At 63.0% G+C, this 26109-nt stretch carries 23 protein-coding genes; 12 read left to right on the top strand and 11 right to left on the bottom strand.

All coding sequences use genetic code 11. The annotated features are described in order from the left end of the window. The first annotated feature begins 74 nt into the window (after positions 1-74). Complete coding sequence (locus AC1L34_RS05190; protein ID WP_424297528.1) at positions 75-1229, top strand: DUF7373 family lipoprotein; 1155 nt, start codon at positions 75-77, stop codon at positions 1227-1229. On the opposite strand, the gene AC1L34_RS05185 is transcribed toward AC1L34_RS05190, so the two are convergent. Both AC1L34_RS05185 and AC1L34_RS05180 read right to left on the bottom strand, forming a co-directional pair. Beyond that, entirely contained in the window at positions 1216-2361 is a 1146-nt protein-coding gene (locus AC1L34_RS05185; protein ID WP_424297529.1) for a lycopene cyclase family protein, read from the bottom strand. The genes AC1L34_RS05190 and AC1L34_RS05185 overlap by 14 nt on opposite strands. 19 nt (positions 2362-2380) lie before the next feature. Then, entirely contained in the window at positions 2381-3154 is a 774-nt protein-coding gene (locus tag AC1L34_RS05180) for an SDR family oxidoreductase (protein ID WP_424297531.1), read from the bottom strand. Between the two features lie 115 nt (positions 3155-3269). On the opposite strand from AC1L34_RS05180, the gene AC1L34_RS05175 reads away from it, so the two are divergent. Continuing rightward, on the top strand, positions 3270-4898 hold the full coding sequence (locus tag AC1L34_RS05175; protein ID WP_424323182.1) for an ABC-F family ATP-binding cassette domain-containing protein: 1629 nt from the start codon (positions 3270-3272) through the stop codon (positions 4896-4898). A gap of 24 nt (positions 4899-4922) precedes the next feature. Here the strand turns inward: AC1L34_RS05175 and AC1L34_RS05170 are convergent, their stop codons facing one another. Next, on the bottom strand, positions 4923-5555 hold the full coding sequence (locus AC1L34_RS05170; protein WP_424297168.1) for a prealbumin-like fold domain-containing protein: 633 nt from the start codon (positions 5553-5555) through the stop codon (positions 4923-4925). On the opposite strand from AC1L34_RS05170, the gene AC1L34_RS05165 reads away from it, so the two are divergent. After that, positions 5533-5763, top strand: coding sequence for a hypothetical protein (locus tag AC1L34_RS05165; RefSeq protein ID WP_424297170.1), 231 nt, complete (start codon positions 5533-5535; stop codon positions 5761-5763). The genes AC1L34_RS05170 and AC1L34_RS05165 overlap by 23 nt on opposite strands. 195 nt (positions 5764-5958) lie before the next feature. Here AC1L34_RS05165 and AC1L34_RS05160 read toward each other — a convergent pair whose 3' ends face one another. The 3 genes from AC1L34_RS05160 to AC1L34_RS05150 all read right to left on the bottom strand — a co-directional run bounded on the left by AC1L34_RS05160 (position 5959) and on the right by AC1L34_RS05150 (position 8973). After that, positions 5959-6588, bottom strand: a complete 630-nt coding sequence (locus AC1L34_RS05160) for a class F sortase (protein ID WP_424323181.1) — start codon at positions 6586-6588, stop codon at positions 5959-5961. Positions 6589-6679: 91 nt separating this feature from the next. Then, the gene (locus AC1L34_RS05155; RefSeq protein ID WP_480035163.1) at positions 6680-7615 is read right to left on the bottom strand and encodes an alpha/beta hydrolase; all 936 of its coding nucleotides are present in this window, start codon (positions 7613-7615) and stop codon (positions 6680-6682) included. Then, a complete protein-coding gene (locus AC1L34_RS05150; RefSeq protein WP_424323982.1) occupies positions 7612-8973 on the bottom strand; it encodes a flavin-containing monooxygenase in 1362 nt (453 codons plus the stop codon). Before AC1L34_RS05150 ends, AC1L34_RS05155 begins: the two co-directional genes overlap by 4 nt. Before the next feature lie 66 nt (positions 8974-9039). Here AC1L34_RS05150 and AC1L34_RS05145 point away from each other — a divergent pair, with 66 nt between their 5' ends. Next, positions 9040-9675, top strand: coding sequence for a TetR/AcrR family transcriptional regulator (locus tag AC1L34_RS05145; RefSeq protein WP_424297176.1), 636 nt, complete (start codon positions 9040-9042; stop codon positions 9673-9675). A 68-nt stretch (positions 9676-9743) separates the two neighbouring features. Here AC1L34_RS05145 and AC1L34_RS05140 read toward each other — a convergent pair whose 3' ends face one another. The 4 genes from AC1L34_RS05140 to acnA form a co-directional block, all read right to left on the bottom strand. Then, positions 9744-11285: an acyl-CoA synthetase gene (locus AC1L34_RS05140; RefSeq protein ID WP_424323179.1), complete on the bottom strand. Its 1542-nt coding sequence runs from the start codon at positions 11283-11285 to the stop codon at positions 9744-9746. A 93-nt stretch (positions 11286-11378) separates the two neighbouring features. Then, positions 11379-13016, bottom strand: coding sequence for a VWA domain-containing protein (locus AC1L34_RS05135; protein WP_424323178.1), 1638 nt, complete (start codon positions 13014-13016; stop codon positions 11379-11381). Positions 13017-13215: 199 nt separating this feature from the next. Then, on the bottom strand, positions 13216-13791 hold the full coding sequence (locus AC1L34_RS05130; protein WP_424323177.1) for a TetR/AcrR family transcriptional regulator: 576 nt from the start codon (positions 13789-13791) through the stop codon (positions 13216-13218). Between the two features lie 19 nt (positions 13792-13810). Then, positions 13811-16609 carry an aconitate hydratase AcnA gene (gene acnA, locus AC1L34_RS05125; protein WP_424323984.1) on the bottom strand — a complete coding sequence of 933 codons (2799 nt, stop codon included), beginning with the start codon at positions 16607-16609 and terminating at the stop codon, positions 13811-13813. Positions 16610-16955: 346 nt separating this feature from the next. Here acnA and AC1L34_RS05120 point away from each other — a divergent pair, with 346 nt between their 5' ends. From AC1L34_RS05120 to AC1L34_RS05085, 8 genes are all read left to right on the top strand, one after another. Continuing rightward, the gene (locus AC1L34_RS05120; protein ID WP_424293016.1) at positions 16956-17558 is read left to right on the top strand and encodes an Rv1476 family membrane protein; all 603 of its coding nucleotides are present in this window, start codon (positions 16956-16958) and stop codon (positions 17556-17558) included. A gap of 332 nt (positions 17559-17890) precedes the next feature. Continuing rightward, positions 17891-19315 carry an NlpC/P60 family protein gene (locus AC1L34_RS05115; RefSeq protein ID WP_424323174.1) on the top strand — a complete coding sequence of 475 codons (1425 nt, stop codon included), beginning with the start codon at positions 17891-17893 and terminating at the stop codon, positions 19313-19315. Positions 19316-19381: 66 nt separating this feature from the next. Continuing rightward, complete coding sequence (locus AC1L34_RS05110; protein ID WP_424293018.1) at positions 19382-20623, top strand: AAA family ATPase; 1242 nt, start codon at positions 19382-19384, stop codon at positions 20621-20623. Further along, positions 20610-21548: a DUF58 domain-containing protein gene (locus AC1L34_RS05105; protein WP_424325776.1), complete on the top strand. Its 939-nt coding sequence runs from the start codon at positions 20610-20612 to the stop codon at positions 21546-21548. Before AC1L34_RS05110 ends, AC1L34_RS05105 begins: the two co-directional genes overlap by 14 nt. Continuing rightward, the gene (locus AC1L34_RS05100) at positions 21548-22540 is read left to right on the top strand and encodes a VWA domain-containing protein (protein WP_424325777.1); all 993 of its coding nucleotides are present in this window, start codon (positions 21548-21550) and stop codon (positions 22538-22540) included. The genes AC1L34_RS05105 and AC1L34_RS05100 overlap by 1 nt, the downstream gene beginning before the upstream one ends. A 15-nt stretch (positions 22541-22555) precedes the next feature. Beyond that, entirely contained in the window at positions 22556-23290 is a 735-nt protein-coding gene (fabG1, locus tag AC1L34_RS05095) for a 3-oxoacyl-ACP reductase FabG1 (RefSeq protein WP_424297462.1), read from the top strand. Positions 23291-23332: 42 nt separating this feature from the next. Beyond that, positions 23333-24166 carry an NADH-dependent enoyl-ACP reductase InhA gene (gene inhA / locus AC1L34_RS05090; protein ID WP_424297460.1) on the top strand — a complete coding sequence of 278 codons (834 nt, stop codon included), beginning with the start codon at positions 23333-23335 and terminating at the stop codon, positions 24164-24166. Positions 24167-24168: 2 nt separating this feature from the next. After that, positions 24169-25218, top strand: coding sequence for a ferrochelatase (locus tag AC1L34_RS05085; RefSeq protein WP_424297458.1), 1050 nt, complete (start codon positions 24169-24171; stop codon positions 25216-25218). 7 nt (positions 25219-25225) lie between these two features. On the opposite strand, the gene AC1L34_RS05080 is transcribed toward AC1L34_RS05085, so the two are convergent. After that, the gene (locus AC1L34_RS05080) at positions 25226-26059 is read right to left on the bottom strand and encodes a DUF3097 domain-containing protein (RefSeq protein WP_424323172.1); all 834 of its coding nucleotides are present in this window, start codon (positions 26057-26059) and stop codon (positions 25226-25228) included. Positions 26060-26109 lie beyond the last annotated feature (50 nt).

Here is a 26109-nt window from a genome sequence, read left to right as displayed (position 1 = left end):
ATTGACTAGCAAGACCAATCAACTAAATGACTCTGAGTTCGTCATGCGCTTGGCCGTCGTCCTAGGATCGGCACATGAATTTCAAGCGCGCTGCTGCCACCGCTGGAGCTTTCCTGACCGTGACGGTTCTGGCCGCATGCACTGTCGACGGAACCGCCATTCGCGGGCCGATCGACCTTGATACCGGTCGATTTTCGACAGAACTCAACGCGCCAGCAGGCAGTGCCGACACTGAAAACCAAGTCAGCTTGCTCAAAGCGATCCGACTGGGGGAACAAATTGTCTTCCGCGACGAGGTTGATCCCGCACTCACTACCTTCGGGATGCCGACCTATCCGCTGTCGACGTCGGACGGCTTGCGGGGCGTCTTCTCCGATGCGAAGGACCTACCTACCACCTCGAAACTTCTCTACGGATTCAGTACGGCGGGTTCGGCGGATACCGACCAGCCCGACAGCAAGGGCTACAACCACGGCGTGTTCGTCTACCCCGACGCCGCGACTGCCAATGCCGCCGTCAGTGAACTGTCGGGACTTCTCCGCAAACCCAAGATCGGCACTCCCGCAAAAAGTACGACCGTCGCGGGGATGCCCGCGGAGACGGTCGCTCTCACGCAAATGACAGCGGGCAACAAGACCACTGCCACTCTCACGTTGACCCCCGTGGGTGGCACCGTGATCTACACCTGGGCCGACGCGCCAAACGCGGAATGGACCCGAACCGCTGTCCGTGTGTCCTACGAGAAGCAGAAGGCGCTGCTGGCAGCCATGCCGCCGATCAGCGACGACAAACAGATCGATCCACACGGACTCCTTCGCGCGGTTATCCCGGCGTCCAGTGACTCGGCGGTGAGGATCTCCGGTCAGGTAGTTGGGCCTCGAACGATCTCGCAGTTCTCCGGAAACTCGGCGAAGGCCTACGCAACTTTCCAAAAGGCGGGCGTCACCGAAGTTGCCGTTGGCGGGGCACTACTGTTCGCCACGGGCAGCGACAAACAGGCCGCCGACCTGGCTGCCGACATAGCCGAGGCTTCCGACGATTCAACCGCGCGCAAAGCACCGAGTCCCCGCGACCTGTCCACCGCGAAATGCATCACCAGTAAATCCGGAGGTGGGTCCGCGACGTGCGTGATTGCCATTGGAAAGTACGTGGTTCAGGTGACCGGCGACAAACTGCTCGAGGTACAGCAGAAGACCGCTGCCGAGTACGTCCTGGTCAAGAAGCTCTGATTGTGGCCCGCGCCGACGCGATTGTGATCGTCGCTTTGAGCTTAGTCGGGCAGCGCCAGAAGACGCCTGCCATCGCTCGGAGAACCCCGCCGACGTCGTCGTGCGCGCTGAGGTAGGCGCGTTGGGTCTGCGCCGAGAGCGTGAAGAAGGCGTCAAAAAATGTCACGAGGTCGTCGGGCCTGAGGGTCAGCAAGACCATCAACCCGATCAGCCGTAGTCGATAGGTGAGTCGGGCCTGGCGGTTCCACAGGTGGCCGGAGGGATCTTCTTGTGCCAGTAGTGCTTTCACTATCAGGTCGGCGGCACCCAGCGATTGTGCGACGCTGTATCCGGTCGCCGGATTCATTAGTCCACCGGTAGCGCCGAACCGGACCGGACCGGTACTTACTCGCTTCCAGGGTCGCGGGTCGCCGTAGAGAGGGAAGTCGACGACCTCAACGACAGCGTCTTCGGAAGCTGCTGGATTGCGGAGACGGGCCCGCCGTTCCAATTCGTCAATGCCAATCGCGGGCCGTCCGGCGAGGCACGTCTCCTGCTCTAGTCGACCATTCGCGGTTTGAATTCGATAGCTGAACGACGGGGGAGTCATCGACTCGAGTCCGGCTTCTGCCGGACGCCAATCCATCAGCACTGTCTCCGGGTCGCCGCGCTCACAGTCGGTGTTGTGGGGCGGGTCGAGGAAGACCCCGAAGGCTGTCTGTCGTGGCCGGTTGGGATTGGTCCCGACCGTTCCACGTGCATCGATCACGTGACGCGAGGTGAGTTCAGTACCGTTCGGCAGGATCACCGAGTTTGCGGTCAGCGACCTAACGCGTTCGGTCACCACGTCCACACCGTGCAGAGTGAGCGACTGCTGAAACTTCACCGGGTCCAGCACCAGGTATCCGCGATTGATCACCCGACGTCCCGGCGTGAAGACGGTGAAAGAACCGCTCCGAAATGCGACAGCTGACTCATCAAGCCAGGTGGGCGCGTCGTCGCTGTACATGCCGTACGTGGCCTGCCACGGGCGCGAGGGATCTGGATCGACCAGCGTCACCGACAGGCCCGCGGCCGCTGCCCGATGGGCCACGGCACGGCCTGCTGGTCCCGCCCCGACCACCGTCAGATCGCTCACGGCTCGCTTCACCATGAAGTCCCGAGTCCTCCAGCTACATGCTGCCGGTGGCGAGCTTACCGCCGTCCACGCGCAGCGTTTCGCCGGTCACCCACGATGACTCGTCGCCCACCAGGTACGCGACGGCGGCCGCGATGTCTTCGGGCACGCCAACCCGCTTGAGCGGGTAACTGTTGCCGACCGTGTCTTCGCCGGACGCGAGCAGCACATCCGCGAACTTGGTCTTCACAATGCCGGGAGCAATGGCGTTGACGCGAATATTGGGACCAAGTTGCCACGCAAGTTCCTGTGTCAGATGAATGAGGGCGGCCTTGGACGCACCGTAGGCGGCGATTAGTCCGGTGGGCCGCAGGCCGGCGATTGAGGCGATGTTGACGACGGCACCACCCGAATCCTTCATACCGGCTCGGTAGGCCTCCTGGACGTAACCGATGGCGGCGACGACATTGGTGTCGAATGTCTTGCGGATGGCGCCCAGGTCGGCATCCATGAGCGGTCCGGCCGTCGGGTTGATCCCGGTGTTGTTGATGAGAATGTCGATGCCGCCGTTGGCAACGGCTGCCGCGACCGCTTCGGCGCGGTGGGCCTCGTCGCCGGTGTTCCCCGCGACAGGGGTGATGACGGCACCGGGGACTTCGGCACGTAGGGCGCTTGCGGCCTCCGCGAGGGGCTCGGGTTTGCGGCCGGTGATCACAACGGAGGCCCCGCGACTGGCGAGTTCCTTCGCGATCGCAAAGCCAATTCCGCGGCTGCCACCGGTTACGAGAGCGCTGCGGCCGGACAAGTTCTTCGGCGTCGAATCAGTCATGCATCCAACGTATCCCGCCGGCGATATCGGCGAGCAGCGAGCAGTAAGTGTGACCCCGCACGCTCTCGCGGCAAAGGATTCGGGTTCGTCGCGGGAGAATCGGTAGAGTAACGCCGTGATTACCGCGACCGACCTGGAAGTACGAGCGGGCGCGAGGACTCTCCTTTTGGCGCCCGGCGACGCATTGCGCGTGGCGCCCGGCGACCGCATTGGGCTGGTTGGCCGCAATGGTGCGGGCAAAACGACCACCTTGCGAATCCTGGCTGGCGAGACCCAGCCGTATGCGGGGTCGATTCGTACCTCGGGCCCAATCGGCTACCTGCCGCAGGATCCCAAGGAGGGTGACCTGGAGGTCCTGGCGAAGGACCGCGTGCTGTCGGCGCGAGGCTTGGACGAGATCCTTGCCGCTATGGCCAAGCAACAGGATTTGATGGAGAAGGCCACGGACGACAAGTTCCGCGACCGCGCTATCAACAAATACGCACGCCTGGAAGAGCGATTCGGCACCCTTGGCGGTTATGTCGCGGAAGCCGACGCCGCTCGCATCTGTAACAGCCTCGGCCTTCCCGATCGGGTGCTCGCGCAGCCCATGAAGACCCTCTCCGGTGGCCAGCGCCGTCGCATTGAGTTGGCGCGCATTCTTTTCGGAGCGTCGGACGGTTCCGGAAAGTCGGACACCACGTTGCTGCTCGACGAGCCAACCAACCACCTCGACGCTGACTCGATCACCTGGCTGCGGAGCTTTCTGCAGAACCACGAGGGCGGCGTCATCGTGATCAGCCACGACGTGGAACTGCTCGCCGACGTCGTGAACCGGGTGTGGTTCCTTGACGCTGTCCGCGGCGAAGCCGACATCTACAACATGGGCTGGAAGCGCTACCTTGATGCGCGCGCCACCGATGAACAGCGGCGCAAGCGCGAGCGCGCCAACGCCGAAAAGAAGGCAGGCGCCCTGCGCGTCCAGGCCGCCAAGCTCGGCGCCAAGGCCACCAAGGCGACGGCCGCGCAGCAGATGCTCAAGCGTGCCGAGCGAATGATCGAAAACCTCGACGACGAGCGAGTCTCCGACAAGACTGCGCACATCCGATTCCCCGAGCCAGCAGCATGCGGCCGCACGCCGCTGACCGCGAAGGACCTGACGAAGGTCTACGGTTCGCTCGAAATTTTCACCGGCGTCGACCTGGCAATCGACAAGGGTTCGCGGGTGGTTGTTCTGGGCCTCAACGGTGCAGGCAAGACGACCCTCCTGCGGCTGCTGGCGGGGACGGAGAAGCCGGACCTGGGTGAAGTGATCCCCGGTTATGGACTCAAGCTCGGCTACTTTGCCCAGGAACACGACACGCTCGATGACAATGCGTCCGTGTGGGAGAACATTCGGCACGCCGCCCCAGATGCTGGCGAACAGGACCTTCGGGGCCTGCTCGGAGCGTTCATGTTCACGGGTCCGCAACTGGAGCAGCCCGCGGGCACGTTATCGGGTGGTGAGAAGACCCGTTTGGCGTTGGCCGGGCTGGTGTCTTCGGCGGCGAACGTGCTCCTGCTCGACGAACCGACCAACAACCTTGACCCGATCTCGCGCGAACAGGTGCTGGAAGCATTGCGCAGCTATACCGGGGCCGTAGTCTTGGTGACCCACGACCCCGGTGCCGCCGCGGCGTTGGATCCGCAGCGCGTGATCCTCCTGCCGGACGGCACGGAGGATCACTGGTCGGACGAGTATCAGGAGATTATCGAACTCGCCTGACCTGCTGTCACCGTTGAAACCGGCCTAGTAGATGCGGCCGGACGGAATCGACTTGATCGGGACACGACCTTCGGGGTTGCGCGGCATCACGTAGTCGGCGGGCAGGTTCGTGAAAACGACTGGGGAGTACCCGGTCTTTTCGCGGACCTCAACGTGTTGGGAAACCGGATCGACGAGGTATCCCGCAGCAGCTTTAGTCTGAATAATCGTGTAGCAGCCGCGCACCAACCCGATGTCGCCGCTGCCGTCATTTGCGGTTGTGGTGACTGTTCCGACGAGGGTGCCACCCTCGCAGGTGTGCACGGTGAATTGGGCTCCCACCAGCGGACTGTTGGTAAGGCGGTCCAGGTTGTAGATGGTGATGCCGATATTGGGGGAAGTGCGGCGTACGAGCGAGATGTTCACCGTGTTGTCTTCCCCGGCAATCGCGGTACCGGACTGTGCGCCGGACTGCGCCAGTCGGTAGGCGTCCGGGACCGAAATCACAGTCAGTAGGTAGCCGCCAGCCGCCACCGGCGTTGTTCCAGGGGTCGTGATATTGCCGTATTCGATGCCGTCGGGAACATCCGTGCCTTGCGGCGCGACTCCAACGACGAGGCCGGCAATGGATTGACCGTTCTCAATATCGGTCGCAGTGACCGTCAAAGTGGTCTTCACCGACGGCACGGAAGGTACCGGAGAAGTAGTGGCCGGGGCACTGCCGCCGGGAGTGCTGCTGCTGGGTGGTGCCGAACCCGGCGGGGGTGCCGTTGGTGGCTGTGATGGGGTGTTTGGCGGTGGTGCCGTGGTATCGGCAGGCGTCGAATCGGATGGCGTGGAGTCGGCCGGTGTTGTCGTCGCGGGTGCATTGGGCGCGGGCGTCTGAGCCGCTGAGGGTGCCAAAACGAGGGAACCGGTCAATATGAGGACGCCGATGATGCTGGCGAACAGCAACAGTGCGCGGCGAAGAGTGGTGATCATGATTGGGACCTCCGGTGATTCGGTGGCCGCCCCGACGGTGAGCGATGACGCTCCGGGCCCAGCTCGGAAAGAAAGAAGAAATGGGGTCGCACACGTTGTTCTAGGCTGGCACGGCAAACACCACCACGTTGTCACGGTAGCCGAGGGGCGGGCCCACAAACGGGCCACCGCAGGTGACCAGTGCGAGGGTCTCCGGGCCGGTGAGTCGATTGAGTTCCTCGACGGGAAGAGCTCCCGGCTGACCGTCGTCGCCTTTGAGCGTCAGGTTATTTTTGGTGACGCGATAGGTGTGCTGCTGACCATCGACGGTGGTCAGCACAATCGCGTCCCCAACCTTGAGGGAGGCAAATTTGGCGGCATAGCCGCGACCCTGGCTCACATCGTCCACGTGCCCGGTCACCACCACGGTGCCTGCGCCGGATCCGGGGAGGGCCGAGTCGGCCCACCAGCCGAGACGAGCAATGTTCTGCGGGGGCAACAGCACGCCGGCCGCGTCGGTGGCTACCGGATCGGTGGGTGCCGAACTGTCACCGATGCGGAGCGTCGTCGGCGTTGAGGGTTCATCCGAACGCGCCGCTACCGGTGCGGGCATGCTGGCCTGCGCATCGGAGCGGTCGGGCGGCGAACTCGAACCGGACTGGCATCCGCTGACCATAACCAGCGTGAGAACGGCGGCGATCGTCGTGAGGATGGTGATCGCAGTCCTGCGGACCGATGGTGCCTGTTTCATTGTCGACTCCTTGCAACAAGGCGACCCCGACCGTCTACCCGATAGCAATTGACTTGCTATGGGGTAAATCGGTCGGGGCCGCCCGGTGTTACTAGGAAGTCGCTGGTACGTCGTTCGACTGAATGACCCGGCCGAGCAGGCCATGATTCTTCAGGAAGAACAACTGGTGGTCGACGGCCGCCTCGAACCAATCGCGGCCTTCAAAGATGTCGAAGTGATCGCACGGGTAGTGGCGCACTTCGGCGCGGGCGTCGAACGCTGCCTTCGCTGCAGCGTGCGGGGGAGCGGCCTGGTCAAAGTCGGCAATCTGGAACAGGGCCGGCGCCTTGATCCGCGAGGCGACTTTATCGGCGCGATAGCGCCCGAGCTCACTGCCGATTGAAGCATCGACTTCGTTGCGCCAAGTGGGGCCGGCAACTGCCCGGTAGGCTTCCTCGTAGCCGTCGGCGCTCAAGGCGGCCAACTCGCCGGGCTGCCCGACCAGCGGAATCATTGAAGGGGCACCGCCAGCCAACTGTCGTACCGAACTGAGCAGACCGGTGGCCGTCGACCGCAGCAGGGCACTCGGCTTATGCAGTGGCAAGGCGTGACGCGCTGCAGCCATTCCGTTAACCATCGGAACCACGGCGATCACTGCCGCTACATCGTCACGATCGGCGGCAACCTTGATGACGTGTCCGCCGGACTGCGAAACGCCCCACAGCACAATGCGATTGGGATCTACGCCTGGCTGGGCGGTTGCGGCCACACACGCGGCGCGGTAGTCCTCAACCTGACCGTCGAGTGACACCCGCTGGCGCGGCACACCCTCGGAAGCGCCAAAACCGCGGTAGTCGAAGAGGAGGACGTTCAAGCCGGCTGCGGCGAACCGTTCGGCGAACGGTTCCAGCCCGGAATCCTTGGTTCCGCCCAGCCCGTGTGCCATCACGACGACCGGCGCAAGGGCATCCGCGGCGGAAGCTGCCGGGTAGAACCAGCCAGACATGCGGGTGCCACCGCTGGTGAAGATCAGATCGGTTCTGGTCATGATGCTGCTCCGCTCACTTGAGCCCATGTGACGCCGCCTTCGCGGCGGGCGCGCTTGGCGCCTTCTGGCAATTCCTTGGTCCGCATGTCGTGCTCGTACAGGAAGTAGTCGAGTTGCTGGGTGTGGCGCGGACGGTTGAGCATGTGCCCGGTGTACTTATGTGTGTCCTCGGCGATCACCCGCCTCATCTCTTCCTGGTTCGGCGGCCGATACATGCCTGCGGCATAAGCGCCGACCAATCGGGCTTGACTCTCCACAAAGGGGAAGAGCGTGGGGGTGGCCTGCGCAAAGCCAGCGAAGACCACATCGTCGATGCCCGGGTACAGCATCCGCTTGTACAGATCAATGTGGTTGTCGGGGGCACTGATGAAATCGGGATCGAAGAACGGGAACGTGATGTTGTAGCCCGTCGCGTAGATCAGGATGTCGACGTCGTCGATGCTGGTGCCGTCATCGAAATGAACTGTGTGACCGTCAAGTTCGCGGATGTTCGGCTTCGGTAGGACGTCACCGGAACCCAAGCGCAAGGGCAACTCCACCGACTGGGTCGGATGAGCCTCAAAAAACTTGTGGTTCGGCGTCGGTAGTCCGAGGTTCTCCGGACGACCGGACATCACCGGCTGGGCCAACTGAGCCACTTTGCGCTGCCAGGACGCCGGGATATGCGGGTTGGTCTTGAAGTACTTGTCGGCTGGCTGCCCAGCCAGGTACTTGGGCACAATCCAGGCGCCCGAACGCGTCGACAGGTACAGCTCGTTGTCGAGCGCCTTCGAGGAGAGTTCGACGGCGATATCGGCCGCACTGTTGCCGAGGCCGACGACGACGATCTTCTTACCGGTGAACGAATGCGGCGTCTGCGGGTCGATGTAGTGGTGGGCGTGCATTTCGATGCCGTCAAACTTGCCCGGGAAGTTCGGCCATCGCGGATCCCAATGGTGGCCGTTCGCGACCACCAGGAGGTCGAAATGCCGGGTCTCACCGCGCTGTGTTGTCAGTTCCCAACCACCGTCGGGCAGTCGCTCGGCGTGCTCGATACCGTTGGTGAATTCGATGTTCTGGTCGAGCCCGAACGCGGCGACGTAGTCGTCGAGGTACTGCTTGACCTGAGTGTGGTGCGGGAAGTCGGGGTAGTCCATGGGCATCGGGAAGTCGCGGAACGACAAGCGGTGCTTTGAAGTGTCGATGTGGAGGGAGCGATAGGCGCTCGAGTGCCCGTTGGGATTGCCGAACGCCCAGTTGCCGCCGATGCGGTCGGAGGATTCGAAAACCGTATGCGGGACCCCGTAGTCGGTCAACATCTTTGACGATGTCAGGCCACTGATGCCTGCGCCGATGACGGCTGTTGTGGGATATGCCATACATTGAAGGGTACACACTTTGGGAAATGTGTCTACCGGTATCGGTCCGATTGGTAGTTTTGTGTCATGACCAATGTGCGACCAGAAACCGTCGACATCTCCGCGCAAGACGACATCGACGATGAGAATGCCTCCGGCACAAGGATTCTCGACGCCGCGACAGGCCTGCTGACGGAGTCCGGTATCCGCGCCACAACGATGCGAGCGGTGGCGACCCGCGCGGGCGTCTCACGTGCTTGGTTGTACCGTCTGTACCCGGACAAGTCGGCTCTCGTCGGTGCCGTGGTGATGCGACTCGTCGAAGAGTCGTGGAGCCAGGCGCACAGTGAACTCGCCGCGATTCCGACACTGGCGAGGCGACTGGCCGTCGGCGTGCAGATTGGTCGTCGCACATACGACGATCCCGGTGCCACCCTGATGCGACTGCGCACCCAGGAGCCTGCAGAGTATGCGGCATCGGTCGGTGCCGGCATGCAAAATGTAGTGCCCGACCTGGCGCACTTTTGGCGACAGTACCTCGATGAAGCTGCCGCCTCCGGCGAGATTTCCGACAAATTGGATATGGCGGAAGCCAGCGAGTGGGTGGCACGAAACGTCATCAGCCTCGGCACCATGTACAGCGAGACCGTCGACCCCGACGACGTCGACGCCCTCGAAGGCCACATCGCCGCCTACGTCCTCCCAGCCCTCACCCGCCGCTAACCCCGCCCGAATTCCCCTAACCGTGGGAATCCGGGCTGAATCTGTACCGGGTGCGGACGGAGTGGTCGTTAGACGCCCAGGACTTGCTTGCGGAGTTCGCCCTTGACGAGCTTTCCGGTTGGCGTGCGGGGCAGGTCATCGACAAAACGCACCTCTTTGGGCACCTTGAACGACGCCAACTCGGACTTCGCGAACTCGATCAGTTCCGCAGCCAGGTCATCGGAGGGCTCAACGTCATCGACCAACTGCACAAAACCGACGGGGCGCTCGCCGAGATCATCGTCGGGCAGGCCAATGACACCGACGTCGTACACCGCTGGATGGTTGATCAAGATGTTCTCTGATTCTTGGGGGTAGATGTTGACGCCGCCGGAAATAATCATGAACGCCTTGCGGTCGGTCAGATACAGGAAACCTTCCTCGTCCACATAGCCAAGGTCTCCGGTGGTTCCCCAAGTCTCGTGCTCGGGGTGCTGGGACTCTGCGGTCTTCACGGGATCATTGTGATAGACGAACGCCACCTCGTCGCGCTCGAAGTAGACGGTGCCCACTTCTCCCGTTGGCAGCACCGAGCCGTCGGGGCCGCAGATCCGCAAGATGCCCAACACGGCTCGACCCACTGAGCCCGGGTGGGTCAGTGAATCTTCGGAGCCGATCAGCGTCACGCCCGCAGCTTCGGTGGCGGCGTAGTACTCGGTGATGACCGGACCCCACCACTCGATCATCTTGCGCTTGACCTCTGCGGGGCACGGTGCGGCGGCGTGCACCGCGACCTGCATGCTCGAGACGTCGTACTTGGCGCGGACTTCTTCGGGAAGTTTCAGCATCCGGACAAACATGGTCGGCACCCATTGGCTGTGGGTCGCCGAGTATTGCTCGATCAGCTTGAGTGATTCCTCCGGATCGAAGTGATCCATGACGATGACGGTGCCGCCGAGTGCCGTGGTCATCGCACAGTAGCGCAGGGGAGCGGCGTGGTAGAGGGGCGCCGGCGACAGGTAAACGGTGTTCTCGGTGAAGTTGTACAGCTTGCCGAACACCTGGACCATCATCCCGGGGTCTTCGTCGACCTGCGTGCCGGAGAGCGGCGGACGAATCCCCTTGGGGCGGCCGGTGGTACCCGACGAGTACAGCATGTCGCCGCCGCGCGGCTGGGAGGCCAGCGGAGCGTCGGACGCGTTAGCCAGAACGGTGTCGTAACTGAGGTAGTCGGCGAGGTCGCCGTCCCACACCACGCGCCGCGCCGGATCGGCGAGCGCCGCTATTTCCTTCGCCTGCTCGACGGCCGGGGCAACGTTGGCTGAGACGAAAACCGCCTGGGCCCCGCAGTCGTTCAGGATGTAGTTGACCTCCGGCGCGGTCAGGTGGTTATTCACCGCAGTCACGTACATTCCGCTACGCACCGCGGCCCAGTAGACATCGAAAATGTGCAGATTGTTGTCGGAGACGATCGCGACCGTATCGCCCTCACCCATCCCGAGGTCGCGCAGGTAGTTGGCGATTCGGGTCGAGTTGTCGAAGAGTTCCCGGTAGGTGACTTGTTCGCCGGTTGACGGCCGAATGAGGGCTGCCTTATCGGGCGTGGTCGCTACGAAAGTTCCTGGGTACACGTGCGGCTCCATTATTTCTAAGAAGAACGTGGGGTGATGGTCGTCTCACCCACGAACCTACTTAGTGAACGCTCGCTTAGACAGGGGTTTCGCTTAAGCTGCCTCAACGCGGTACGAAACTGCTTTCCACAGCATTGCCCCAACGTCCTGAGGGTCCAAGGCGATGAAGGAACTGCCGCCGGTGGCCTCCGCGATCTTCTTCAGGGCCGCTGCGTCGGCGTCCTCGGAGATGCCGACGGCGATGATCGGAATACGTCGACCCGGGTTCTTCATGATGTTCAACTCCGACACCAGATTCTGCAGCGTAATGGAATCGCGATCTTCGTTTCGGCCATCGGTCATGATGATCACACTGTTCGAGTACGCGGGATCATACGAGTCGTACACGGCCTTGTATGCGGCGAGCGTCGTGTCGTACAGACCGGTTCCGCCATGAGTGTTGGCGAGCGTGTTTCGGATCGCCACCGCCAACTGATCCCGGACTGGCTTGCCATCGACAATGTCCGAGATCGGTGCGATTGGCATCACCTCCCGGTAGTCGGTGCCCTTGCCGCCGCGATCGATGCTGAATTCCCAATAGCCGAGAGCGGTGTTGCGCGGAAACTGCTTGAGGCCGAACAGCGATGCATCACGCAGCAGGTCTGCTCGGGAACGGCTGCCAACCTTCCTCGACATGGAACCGGAAACGTCCTGCACGACCAACGCGCGGATCGGTTGCGTGAGGGCGGTCCACTTGCGCAGGATGTTGTCGACGAGTTCGCGGGCCGGAGGCTTGACGACCGTAATCGCACCAGCGCCTTCCTCACCAGCGAGGGGTTCGAGGTCCACATTTCGGAGCGCAAAGCGTTCCCGAATTTCACGGCCTTCGTCGGTTTGCAGGGTTTCTACCAGGGCGCCGATGGCGTCGTTGGTCCAACGTTCATCGTTGGGCTGAGCGACGTTGGCCACGCGGTAGTCGACGCTGACGGTGCCGGTGTCCGGGACGGAAATGTTGATTCCGGACTCTGGGTTTTTGCGAGCAAACCGCGTGAAGTCGCTCTCGGTGGTAACGATGCCCGACGGGGTTTTGCTGGCGGCTACCTGCGCCAGGTCTGCAGTGCCGTCCTCATCGTTCATGAGCAGGGCCCGTTTCGTGAGGTGTTCGACAAGGTCGCGGTGGGTCAACGCGCCGGACGATACTTCGGCGAGCGCACCCACAACCGCCGCGTTGCTGACGTCACTGCGCGCTGGCGCATCGACGTGGATTGTCGGCATCGTGAGGACACTGGTCCAAGTGGTCGGCGGTGGGGTGTTCTTTGTTGCCACGATTACCGGAGTGGTCCCAAGTGACGGCCCCATGTCCGACCATGTCTGCTGAAGCGTGTCGCCGACCTGACGTACGCGTGCCTGCGATTCGGCGACCCAGATCTGCGGTTTGTTCTTCCGAGAGAGGCGCTCGTCTGTGTGGCTCGGCGCGACCGCTTCGACGGCGTAGGTAAAACAACTGTGGGTTTGTGTCTGCTGTGCCAGGGCCTTGACGTAATCGCTGGCACCCCAATCGACGACGACCGACACTTTTCGGATCTCGGTGCAGTCTTCGCGGCCGCTGTCCCAGGCCACCCAGATACCACCAACCAAAACGGCGGCGAGCACCAGTGAGAGACCCACCCGGAATTTGGTGCTGGCGAACAGTCTGCCGCTGCCTGCTGCCGGTCCGGACTCGGGCCGCGCGGTTGTTCGGTGTTGGCCCATGGCTGACTGCTCGTTTCGTTCGGGAGGGGAGTAATTGCCCGATAGGATAGCGCGCTGGCGATGACCGTCATGCTTTGGGTGTGCTTGTGAGGCAGTGCATTCCGTGTCGTTCAAACGGATCTACGGGATAACAAAAGTTATGCCGCAGTTTGCGCCCTGTTGGGGCGCAAACTGCGGTATAGGAATCGTGCAGAACGTCTTATTCGGGCGCGGCGGGGATCCGGACCGAGGCTTCCACAAGATCGAGAACGGCATGCAAATCGTCAGTCGACTGGCCCGAGGCCAACCGCGTGACGATGCCGTCCAAGATAACGTCCAGATAGGTTACGAGAACTTCCGGTGGTACATCCTTGCGGAGGCTACCCGCCCGGCGCTTTCGTTCCAGGCGGGCCAACGTGGCCGCTTCGCGGTCGGCGGATTGAGACTCCCACGCTTCGCGGAATCCGGGATCGGTCCGGATCTTGCGGACGATTTCCAACCGAGTACTCAACCAGTCGAAATCTTTCGGGCGCGCCAAAATGTCCCGCATCACCTGGACGAGGCCTTCTTGCGAAGCGACGTCGGCCATGCGCTCCGCGTCTTCCCTGGCTAACGCCAAAAACAAGGCTTCTTTGTCTTTGAAGTGATGGAAGATCGCGCCCCGCGACAGTCCTGTGGCTTCTTCGAGGCGTCTGACCGTCGCGCCGTCGTACCCGTAGGCGGCGAAGCAATGCCGCGCGCCGTCGAGGATTTCTCGACGACGCGCGGCAAGGCGGTCATCGCTGACCCGTGGCATCTATTCCCTGTGCCTCGGGCTAGCTCTTGATCATGTTCCGCAGCACGTACTGCAGAATGCCACCGTTGCGATAGTAATCGGCCTCACCGGGGGTATCGATGCGGACCACGGCGTCGAAGGAGACCTTGTTGCCGTTCTCCTTGGTGGCGGTGACCTTCATGGTGCTCGGGGTGATGCCCTTGTTCAGCTCCGTGATGCCTTCGATATCGAAGGTCTCGGTACCGTCCAGGCCGAGAGTCTTGGCCGACTCACCCTCCGGGAACTGCAGCGGAACAACGCCCATACCGATGAGGTTGGAGCGGTGGATACGCTCGAACGACTCGGTGATGACGGCCTTCACGCCGAGCAGGACGGTGCCCTTGGCTGCCCAGTCGCGCGATGAACCGGAGCCGTATTCCTTGCCGCCGATGACGACGAGCGGAATGCCAGCTTCCTTGTAGTTGATCGACGCATCGTAGATGAACGACTGCGGGCCGCCCTCCTGCGTGAAGTCGCGGGTGTAGCCACCCGAAACACCGTCGAGCAACTGGTTCTGCAGGCGGATGTTCGCGAAGGTGCCGCGAATCATGACCTCGTGGTTACCGCGACGGCTGCCCAGCGAGTTGTAGTCCTTGCGGGCCACACCGTTGGCGTCGAGGTACTGCGCGGCGGGGGTGCCGGGCTTAATCGGGCCCGCCGGGCTGATGTGGTCGGTCGTGACCGAATCGCCCAACAGCGCCAGGACGCGTGCACCCTTGATGTCTTCCACCGGCTGCGGTTCGAGGGTCATACCGTCGAAGTACGGTGCCTTGCGGACGTAGGTGGAGTCCTCTGCCCACTCGAAGGTGTCACCCTCCGGCGTCTGCAGTGCCTTCCACCGGTCGTCGCCGCTGAACACGTCGGCGTACGAATCGCGGAACATGTCCTGGCTGATAGCCGACTTGATGGTGTCGTCAATTTCCTGTGCGGAAGGCCAGATGTCCTTCAGGAACACGTCGTTGCCATCGGTGTCCTGTCCCAGGGCCTCGGTCTCGAAGTCGAAGTCCATGGTGCCTGCGAGAGCGTACGCGATGACCAGCGGCGGCGAAGCCAGGTAGTTCATCTTCACGTCGGGGGAGATGCGTCCCTCGAAGTTGCGGTTGCCCGAAAGGACGGCGGTGACCGACAGGTCGTTGTCGTTGACGGCCTTGCTGATCTCCTCCGGCAGCGGGCCGGTGTTACCGATGCACGTGGTGCAGCCGTAGCCACCGAGGTAGAAGCCGAGCTTCTCCAGGTACGGCCACAGGCCTGCCTTCTCGTAGTAGTCGGTGACGACCTGCGAGCCGGGTGCCATGTTGGTCTTGACCCAAGGCTTGGAAGCCAGGCCCTTCTCCACGGCGTTGCGGGCCAGCAGGCCTGCGCCGATCATGACCGACGGGTTCGAGGTGTTGGTGCACGAGGTGATGCCAGCGACTGCCACGGCACCGTGATCCAGGACGAACTCGCCCTGCTCGGGGGTGCTGACCTTGATCGGCTTGGTAGGACGGCCTTCGGCCCCATTGGCGGCAGACTGCACATTCACAGCACCGTCATCGGCGAACGAGAGTGCGGCCGGATCCGAGGCCGGGAAGGACTCTTCAACGGCTTCGTCGAGCTGCGAGTGCGCCGTGGTGAGGCCTTCTTCGACGTAGTTGTGGATGTCCTTGCGGAAGGCCACCTTCGACTCCGACAGCAAGATGCGGTCCTGCGGACGCTTCGGGCCGGCGATCGACGGAAGCACGGTGCCCAGGTCCAGCTCCAGGTATTCGGAGTAGGCAGGCTCGTGGTCCGGGTTGTGCCACATGCCCTGTTCCTTGGCGTAAGCCTCGACGAGCGCAAGCTGATCGTCGTCGCGGCCGGTCAGGCGCAGGTAGTTGATCGTCTCTTCGTCGATCGGGAAGATCGCACAGGTAGAACCGAATTCGGGGCTCATGTTGCCCAGGGTGGCGCGGTTTGCGAGCGGAACCTCGGCGACGCCCTTGCCGTAGAACTCGACGAACTTGCCGACAACGCCGTGCTGGCGGAGCATGTCGGTGACGGTCAGCACGACGTCGGTTGCGGTGACGCCGGGCTTGATCTCACCGGTCAGCTTGAAGCCGACGACGCGCGGGATCAGCATGGAGACCGGCTGGCCGAGCATGGCTGCTTCGGCCTCAATGCCGCCGACACCCCAGCCCAGGACTCCGAGGCCGTTCTGCATGGTGGTGTGCGAGTCGGTGCCGACACAGGTGTCGGGGTAGGCCTTGCCATCGCGCACCATGACCGTGCGGGCCAGGTACTCGATGTTGACCTGGTGGACAATGCCGGTGCCCGGCGGGACGACCTTGAAGTCGTCGAAGGCGCCCTGGCCCCAACGGAGGAACTGGTAACGCTCGCCATTGCGCTGGTACTCGAGTTCCACGTTGCGCTCGAAGGCGTCGGCGCGGCCGAAGACGTCCAGGATCACCGAGTGGTCGATGACCATCTCGGCGGGCGATAGCGGGTTGACCTTGTTGGGGTCGCCGCCGAGGGCCGTGATGGCCTCACGCATGGTGGCGAGGTCGACGATGCAAGGCACACCGGTGAAGTCCTGCATGAGGACGCGGGCCGGGGTGAACTGGATTTCGATGCTCGGTTCGGCCGCGGGATCCCAGGTGGCCAGCGCATTGATGTGATCAGAGGTGATATTGGCGCCGTCTTCGGTGCGCAGGAGGTTCTCGGCAAGAACCTTCAGGGCGTACGGCAGTTTTTCGGTACCGGGTACTGCATTGAGGCGGTAGATCTCGTACGAGTTCTCACCGACCTCAAGCGTGCCGCGGGAATCAAAGGAATTGATGCTCACGTGTGCTCCACTCGTTTCGTGCAATTTCCGCCGACGGGCTGCGTCGACGGGAGTCCGTCATAAGCGTCGCGGCAGTGCAACGGGCTTGGGCCGCAATGCCACAGAACCATCATAGCAGTACGGGCGTACTGGTTGTTGGTTACGGTCGCCGAGTCGTGTCGAATTCACGTGAAAGATGCCTTCGGCCCGCCGATTGAGCAGTTCGCGGGGTGAATTGTCGCATCCTCGGAACCGTTCGACACGGGTTGGGCGCAGGTACTCCTCGTAAACTGTCGTATCCTTGCCCCGATCTGTTCAGTCCACCCGACTGCTCAGCCCCACCGATCCGTTTCAGGAGCCTTATCTGATGAGTCCGGGCCCAGCAGAGTTCGTTCTAGCCGCACCGGCGACGCAAGTACCCGCCGACGTCTGGTCGAACCTCGACATGTCAGCGATTGAGGGTTCCCTCTACGCGACTGGCGTCTGGGCGCCGGCCGATCAGCAGGCTGGCCTCGAGGCGTTGGTGAAACAAGCCGACGCCGACGGTCACGACCTTCACATAGTGGTGCTCGACCAGTCGTATCCAAAATTCACCGCTTACCGGGACATCGCGACCGAACTGCAGTCGTCGGTCGGTGGCACCGTTTTCGTCTTTGGCCCGTCGGGGAGTGGTACCGCTTCCAGTGAGTTCAGTCGAGTCCAACTGGAGGATGCCTCCAGCGAAGTCACCCATGGGTCGACGGCGACACAGGCGGCGACCCAGATGTATCACCAGGCGATCGATCCGAACGTTAACTGGACTGGCGTCACGATTGGACTGATTCTGGTCGTCATCATTGGCGCGGTGATCGCCCGCTGGAATGCTAAACGCAAGCAAGACGCGAACGCGGTTGACGGGGACGTCGCGGCTGAGGCGGCAGTCACGACCGATGACGCTGAATCGGCACCTGTTTCCGGGGATCAGAGCTAACCGCGGGAATGCGCTAAATACTTCCAGCCTGACGGCCGAATCGTTCAGGTAATGCAAACGGACCACTACTCGCGGGTAGTGGTCCGTCTGCTTTCGCCTGTGGGTGTTACGCAACTGTAACGGGATTCTTAGATTCCACTCTTCTTGCTGTTGACGCGCATTTCCGCTGGTAATCACTCGTTTGTAATTCAGGCCATGAGGTCGCATGTGTGAATCTTGTGACGTACGGTGCAGAAGACACGTAGCGGTGCTCGGGGGTTTGAAGTGTTGAGGGAGTACTAGAGTTGAAGCCAGCTATTAACGGTGCGCGATGGACGACGCGAGGTACCACCATGGGTGCTGTCATGCTCGTCAGCGTCCTCGGTGCAGGCCCGGCACTCGCCGAGCCAAACAAGGCAAACCCGGTGGCGTCGCTCATCAACCAGATCGCTGACGTCGACCAGAGCCTGACCGACCTCGGCAACGCTGTCGCTGCTAAGCGGGAGAACGTCAACCGCACGCTTGTCGACTTCCAGAACGCGATGGCTGCCCAGCAGGTCGCTGCCGCGGCCAGTAAGAGCGCCAAGGGATCGCTGAACGAAGTCAGCACCAAGGTCGAGGCCGCGCAAAAAGAGTTCGACGCCTTTGTGCGGACGGTGTACCGCGAGGGCAACAACCGCGGTGCCATGACTCGTTACGTCGCCTCCGACGATCCGGATAAGGTTCTGGCTCAGATGTCGTCGATCGACCGCATCACCCGCCAGCAGCAGACGACGATCCGTAAGCTTCAGGTCGCGCGAAATCAGCAGGCCAACAGGGTTGCAGCTACCGAAGCCACCCGACAGCAAACGGCCGTGGCCGCACAGGATGCCACGATCCGCCGGAACGACGCCATCGCTGCAGTCCAGGAAGCCCAAGAAGCCGTCCGGTCGCAACAGGGCAAGCGCAACAGCCTAATAACCCAGCGAAACTCGCTAGCGACCAAGTTGAACGCGCTCCGCGGCAAGAAGGGTGTCGACGCGCAAGCCCCGGCACCGAATACTCCGGCACCGGGCAGTCCCGCCGACGTCGCGGGCAAGGTCCTCGACCAAATCCCGACCAACCCGGTCGCCGGCGATGACCTGCTGGCGCAGGCGGCAGCAGCGGCGGCAAAGCTCGCCGCGGATACCGGCCAGGCGCTGCTCGCCAGCCTGATCGGCCAGCAGCAGATCCCACACTCCAAGTTGCTCGACGAACTCGGTATTGGCGGAGCCGATCCAACGAACCCCGGAGCCATCATCGGCAACGGCTCGCTCGGCAACCTTTTCTCCGGCAACGGCGGAACGTACGGGGGAGTCCAACGACCAGGACTCCGCGGACCCGAAGCCATCGAACTCGTGATCAATCGCATGAAGTCAGAACTCGGCGTCACGTACGCCTGGGGAGGCGGCGATGCCAACGGGCCCACCCTCGGTATCCGCGACGGCGGTGTCGCCGACAGCTACGGTGACTACCAAAAGGTTGGCTTCGACTGCTCCGGACTGATGATCTACGGTTTCGCGGGTGTCGGCATTGACCTGCCGCACTACACCGGATACCAGTACACCTCGGGGCCCCAGTTCCCGCTGTCGGAAATGAAGCGTGGCGACATGATCTTCTTCGGTCCCAACGCCAGCGCCCACGTCGCATTGATCCTCGGTGACGGCACCATGATCGAAGCGCCACAGTCCGGCGATGTGGTCAAGATTTCGCCGGTTCGTACCGACGGTGCCATGCCGAACGTCGTGCGGCTCCTCTGAGTTCAACCTCACCCCGCTAGTGTGGGGAAGGTACAAACCACGCCTCACATTGGTAGGAGCAACGGCTTGACTTCCACAAGCAGCAGCGGACAGGTCCGCAGCGGCGCGGCGTCGACGGAAACCGACACCGAGAATCTGACCTTCACACCGGAAGACGCGAAACTTATCGAGCGCGCAATGTTCGAAGTCAAGCGGGTCATTGTCGGACAAGACAAGCTAGTAGAGCGGATCTTGACCGGCCTGCTGGCGCGCGGACACATCTTGCTCGAAGGCGTCCCAGGTGTGGCGAAAACGCTGGCCGTCGAGACCTTTGCAACCGTCGTTGGTGGCAGTTTCTCTCGCGTCCAGTTCACCCCCGACCTGGTGCCGACCGACCTCATCGGTACCCGCATCTATCGCCAGGGGCGCGAAGAGTTCGATACCGAACTGGGCCCGGTGGTCGCGAACTTCGTCCTCGCCGACGAGATCAACCGCGCGCCAGCCAAGGTGCAATCGGCGCTCCTCGAAGTGATGGCCGAGCGACACGTGTCGATCGGTGGCACCACCTACGACATGCCCGACCCGTTCCTCGTGATGGCGACGCAGAACCCGATTGAGAACGAAGGCGTGTACCCGCTTCCCGAGGCGCAGCGTGACCGCTTCCTGTTCAAGGTGCTGGTCGACTACCCGTCGGTGGAAGAAGAGCGTGAGATCGTCTACCGGATGGGTAATGTGCCGCCGAAAGCGTCACCGGTACTGGACCCCGCCGCGACGATCCGCCTGCAGAACCTGGCCGCGAACGTGTTCGTGCACCACGCGCTCGTTGATTACGTCGTCCGCGTCATCAATGCAACACGTCGACCGGCCGAAGTGGGACTCACCGAAGTTGGCCAGTGGCTGTCGTACGGGGCTTCGCCGCGAGCCACGCTCGGCATCGTGGCCTCGGCCCGCGCACTGGCGCTCATTCACGGTCGCGACTACGTGATTCCCCAGGACATCGTGGAAGTTATCCCGGACGTGCTCCGCCACCGCCTCGTGCTGTCGTACGACGCCCTCGCTGACGAAGTGACGCCCGATCACATCATCACCCGAATCCTGCAGACCATCGGTTTGCCGCAGGTGTCCGCGACCCAGGCTCAGGTTCAGCCCGCCGCGCAGGCACCGCAGATGCCAGCCCCGAACGCACCGGCCTCGAACTCGGTTGCGCCGGGTCAGCAGGCACCGCTTCCGCAGGCGACGATCCAGCAGGCACCGCTCCCGCCAGCCACGGTGCAGCAGGCACCGACGCAGCAGCCCCCCAACGCCGCGCAGGGCAATGGCGGACAATAGGGACCTGCCGTCGTTTGCGGCGGGAAATCTCAACGATCCCGAATTGACCGCAGCGCTCAAGTCGCTGGAACTGACGGTCCGACGCAAGCTAGACGGCGTCCTCCAGGGTGAGCACCTCGGCCTCATCCCCGGTCCGGGCTCGGAACCGGGGGAGGCGCGGGAGTACCAGCCTGGCGACGACATCCGTCGGATGGAGTGGTCGGTCACCGCACGGACGGGCACTCCGCACGTGCGGCAGATGGTTGCTGACCGCGAATTGGAAACGTGGTTCGTCGTCGACGCCTCGGCAAGTCTGGACTTCGGGACGGTCGGCCGCTCCAAACGTGATGTCGCGGTCGCGGCGGCCGCCGCAATTGTGCATCTGACGGCCGGTGGCGGCAACCGTCACGGAGCGATCATCGTGACCGGCGACGAGGTCGTCCGGATTCCAGCTCGCGCCGGGAGAGCCCACGATCAAGCTCTGCTGAAGGCCATCGCCACCACCAAGCGAAGCGCCCCCGGCGTCCGCGGTGACCTCAACGCCGGCTTGGAGGCATTGCGCCGACCACAACGCCGTCGAGGCCTAGCCGTCGTTATTGGTGACTTCCTCGGCGAGATCGACTGGGCTCGATCATTGCGGGCGATCGGGGCGCATCACGAGCTCTTGGGTGTGGAAGTTTTGGATCCCCGGGACATCGAATTGCCGCTGGTCGGACCAGTCACCCTGCGTGATGCTGAGTCTGGCGAGATTGTCGATATCGACGTCACGTCGCAAGTTCGGGCCGACTACGCCAAGGCTGCGGCGGCCCACCGCACCGAAGTTCTGCGCACCTTCCGCACGGCGGGCGGGCCGGTGCTCTCGCTGCGCAGCGACCGCGACTGGATCGCCGATACCGTGCGGTTTATTGGCACTCGACGCCGCAGCATGGCCGCGGGAGCGCGTTGATGACCGATATTTTTGCCCACCCATGGTGGCTACTGTCGACGCTGCTTGTCGTGGCACTGATCGCCGCCTACATCTACGTGATGCGCAAACGTCGCACCAGGTCGCTGGAGTTCGCGAATCTCGACTTGCTGAAGTCGGTGACACCGAAGAACCATGACCGGTTTAAGCATGTGCCGGTCGCGATTCTGCTGACCGGGTTGACCTTGCTCACCATTGCGATGGCTGGCCCCATGGCCGACCGCAACGTGCCGCGTAACCGTGCGACGGTGATGCTTGTCGTCGACGTGTCGAACTCGATGAAATCAACCGACGTCGCCCCGTCCCGGTTGAAGGCGGCACAGGCGGCGGGTAAGCGGTTTGCCGATGATCTGACCGACGGGATCAACCTGGGTCTGATCTCGTTCGCGGGCACCCCGTCGACGCTCGTGTCGCCGACCCCTGATCACGACGCGACCAAGAATGCGCTTGATCGACTGAAGTTGGCCGACAAGACGGCGACCGGCGAAGGCATCTTCGCCGCGCTCGAACAGATTCAGACGCTGAACGCGGTCCTCGGTGGTCCCGAAGGTGCCCCGCCAGCACGAATCGTGTTGCTTTCGGACGGTAAACAGACCGTCCCGGAGAGTCCCGACGATCCCCGCGGCGGTTTCACCGCCGCACGCAAAGCCAAAGATCGCGGCATCCCGGTCTCGACGATCTCGTTCGGCACCCTGAACGGCACCGTCCAACTCGAAACCCCCAGTGGCGGTGTCGAAACCGTGCCAGTGCCCGTCGACGACGAGTCACTGCGGAAGATCGCCAATCTGTCCGGCGGCGACTTCTTCACCGCATCGAGTCTCGACGAACTCAACAAGGTGTATTCGACGCTGCAGAAGCAGATCGGTTATGAGCGTCAGCGTGGCGACAATTCTCGTCCGTGGCTCATTGCTGGCACACTTCTTGCTGTCTTGGGCGCATTCGCCGCCCTGTTCCTTAACCGACGCCTCCCCTGAGATAGGTTGATCGCCATGGCAGAGTATTCCCCGATTCCCGCCCAGACCCCGCGTTCGGTCCTCGTGACCGGCGGCAACCGCGGCATTGGCTTGGCCGTCGCACAGCGACTCGCCGCTGACGGACACAAGGTTGCAGTGACCCACCGCGGTTCCGGTGCTCCCGAAGGCCTCTTCGGCGTGGAGTGCGACGTGACCGACAATGCTTCGGTTGAACGCGCCTTCGCCGAGGTTGCCGAACACCAGGGCCCCGTCGAGGTCCTCGTCGCCAACGCTGGCGTCACCGACAACATGCTGCTGATGCGCTTGAGTGAAGAAAGCTTCGAGAAAGTCATCGACGCCAACCTCACCGGTGCTTTCCGCTGCGCCAAGGTTGCGACCAAGGGCATGCAGCGTGGCCGTTTTGGCCGCATGATCTTCCTCGGCTCGGTTGTCGCCATGTCGGGTATCCCCGGCCAGGCCAACTACGCGGCATCGAAGGCTGGCCTCATCGGTCTGGCTCGTTCGATCGCCCGCGAGGTCGGATCGCGCAACATCACCGCCAACGTCGTCGCTCCCGGTTTCATCGAAACCGATATGACCGCTGCGATGGAAGACCGCTACATCGAGATGGCCAAGCAGGCTATCCCACTGGGCCGCACAGGGCAGCCCGAAGACGTGGCCGCGGCCATCAGCTTCCTCGCCTCCGACCAGGGCGGCTACATCACCGGCGCCGTGCTCCCGGTCGACGGCGGCATGGGCATGGGCCACTAGTTCTTCTTTTTCTTCTTTCTCCCACCGCATTAGGAGTATTTTGTGAGCGGAATTCTTGCAGGCAAGACCATCCTCGTAACCGGCATCATCACCGATGCCTCCATTGCATTCCACACCGCTCGGGTGGCACAGGAACAGGGTGCCAAGGTCATCATCACCGGCATCCCGGAGCGTCTGCGACTGATCGACCGCATCGCGCGTCGCCTGCCGCAGGAAGTGCCGCCGGCGATTCCGCTCGACGTCACCGACGAGGAGAGCCTCGGGGCCCTCGCCGATAAGGTTCGCGAGTTGGCACCCGAGGGCGTCGACGGCCTCGTCCACTCGATTGCTTTCGCACCCAAGACCCTGATGGGTCCGGACGCCGTGCCGTTCCTTGAGGGTCCGGGACCCGACGTCGCGAAGTCGTTCGAGATCTCCGCATGGAGTTACGCCTCGCTCGCTCGTGCCGCACTGCCGGTCATGAACGAAGGCGGCTCGATCGTCGGTATGGACTTCGATCCGCGAACCGCGCTGCCCGACTACAACTGGATGGGCGTCGCGAAGGCGGCCCTCGAATCGGTGAACCGCTATGTGGCGCGCGAAGTTGGCGAGGCCAAGCGGATTCGCTCCAACCTCGTCGCGGCCGGCCCGATCAAGACGCTGGCGGCCAAGGCAATCTCGGGCACCGCGACCGACGATGCCCGCAAACTGACCATGCTCAACGAGTACTGGGACGGTGCGTCGCCCATCGGCTGGAACGTCGACGATCCGGGCGTCGTCGGCACCAGTGTTTGCGCCGTGCTGTCGGACTTCCTACCCGGCACGACCGGCTCGATCATCTACGTTGACGGTGGTGCCAGCCATAACACCTGGTTCCCCGAGAACTTCCTGAACTGATCGTGACTGACACAGGTGGAAACAGCGGTGCCTTCGAGGCACTGCTGTTTCTTTCTTTCGGCGGCCCCGACAAGCCTGCGGATGTGCGCCCATTCCTTGAGAATGTGACGCGTGGCCGCGGGGTGCCCCCGGAGCGACTCGACGAGGTTGTCGAACACTATTTGCATTTCGGGGGAGTCTCACCGATCAATGGGCTCAACCTCGAGATGATTGCGGCGTTGCGCGCGGAACTTGACGGTCGCGGTCGCGACCTACCGATCTATTTCGGTAACCGGAATTGGGATCCGTTGATCGCCGATGCGGTGGCGTCAATTCGGGCCGATGGCCACCGGCGGGTACTCGCGTTCGCCACGTCTGCCTGGGGCGGATATTCCGGGTGCCGTCAGTATCACGAGGACATCGCCGGGGCGGTCAACGACGTCGACGATGTGGTGGTCCGCAAACTGCCGCAGTTCGCGAGTGAACCGAAGTTTATTGAGGCGGCCAGCAATGCGCTGCGTCGTGCATTGGATGAATTCGCATCGGGACCACCGCCGCGGGTCGTCTTCACCGCACATTCGATTCCGGAGTCCGCGGACAAGAATGCCGGGCCAGCCGCGGACGGCGGCCATCTGTATTCCAGTCAGGTACGTGCTGCTGCCGCAGCAGTCGCATCATCGCTCGGGATCGACGAGTTCGACGTCGTGTGGCAATCACGGTCGGGACCGCCGCAGGTGCCTTGGCTTGAACCGGACATCTGCGATCACCTCCGAGAAATCTCCGCGCAGGGAATTTCGCGGGTGGCGGTGGTGCCGATCGGCTTCATCTCCGACCACCTGGAAGTGGTCTGGGACCTCGATTCCGAGGCGCGCGACGTGGCCGCTGAACTCGGCATGGACTACGTGCGCGTCCCCACGGTCGGGACCGACCCCGTCTTTATCTCGCTGATCGCCGACCTCGTCGAACGCTATGTCGACGGTGCAGGCGACATCACTGCGATGGGCTGCGGCGACAACGGTGCGCTGTGCCGACCGGACTGTTGCCTGCCCGTTCGGCGGCCACAGCGAGGTTAGGTCACCGTCAGCCCTGCGGCTCAACGGTGACAAAGTCGATCAGCTCCTCGACGCTGCGGAGCAGCGGAACCTCAAGGTCGCGGAAGTTCGACACGCCAGCGAGAACCCGGCGCCAGCCGTCACGCGGGGTACCCCAGCCGAGGGCGTCGCAGATGCCGGTCTTCCAGTCGGTGCCCATCGGGATCACCGGCCACGCGTCGATGCCGACCGAAGCCGGTTTCACCGCCTGCCACACGTCCACGTAGGGGTGGCCGGTTACCAGGACATTGGGACCAACTTCGGCGGTGAGCTTTTCCTCTTTGGATCCAGACACCAGGTGGTCGACCAGGACGCCAGCGCGGCGATGCGGTGCCGGGCCGAACTCGGCGAGTGCCTCGTCCAAGTTGTCGAGGCCATCGAGGCTGATCACCACAACGCCCTCGGCGCGGAGGTCGTCGCCCCAGACACGTTCGACGAGGGTGGCGTCGTGCACGCCCTCCACAAAGATGCGGCTGGCGCGGGCGGTGCGTGCCCGCTGCTTCGGTGCGGCCCGCGAGCCGGAGGCGGTTTTGGCCTCCGCCTGCGCGACCGCACCGCGACCGCGCGGGCGAGTCAGAGTGACCGGCTTCCCGTCAATCAAAAAGGCCGCCGGGTACATCAGGAAGACGCGTGTTTGCCCGCGACGATCCTCGAGGCGAACCAGGTCGCCCGCATAACTCTTTTCGAGGCCCACGACGGCACCGCAGAATCCCGTCGCGGCGTCTTCGACCACCAGGTCGCGTTCAGCGGCGACCTCGGGGGCCTTGGGCTTGGTTTTGCGGGGCGAGGACAGTACGTCGCGGCCATAGCGATCATCGGACACAGTTGCCAACCCTAAGCGAGTGATGGCGGTGGGTCCGGTTGCGACGCTCC

It is taken from the genome of Gordonia sp. 34D (assembly GCF_056682775.1).
This window is presented reverse-complemented; position numbering and strand designations above follow the sequence as displayed.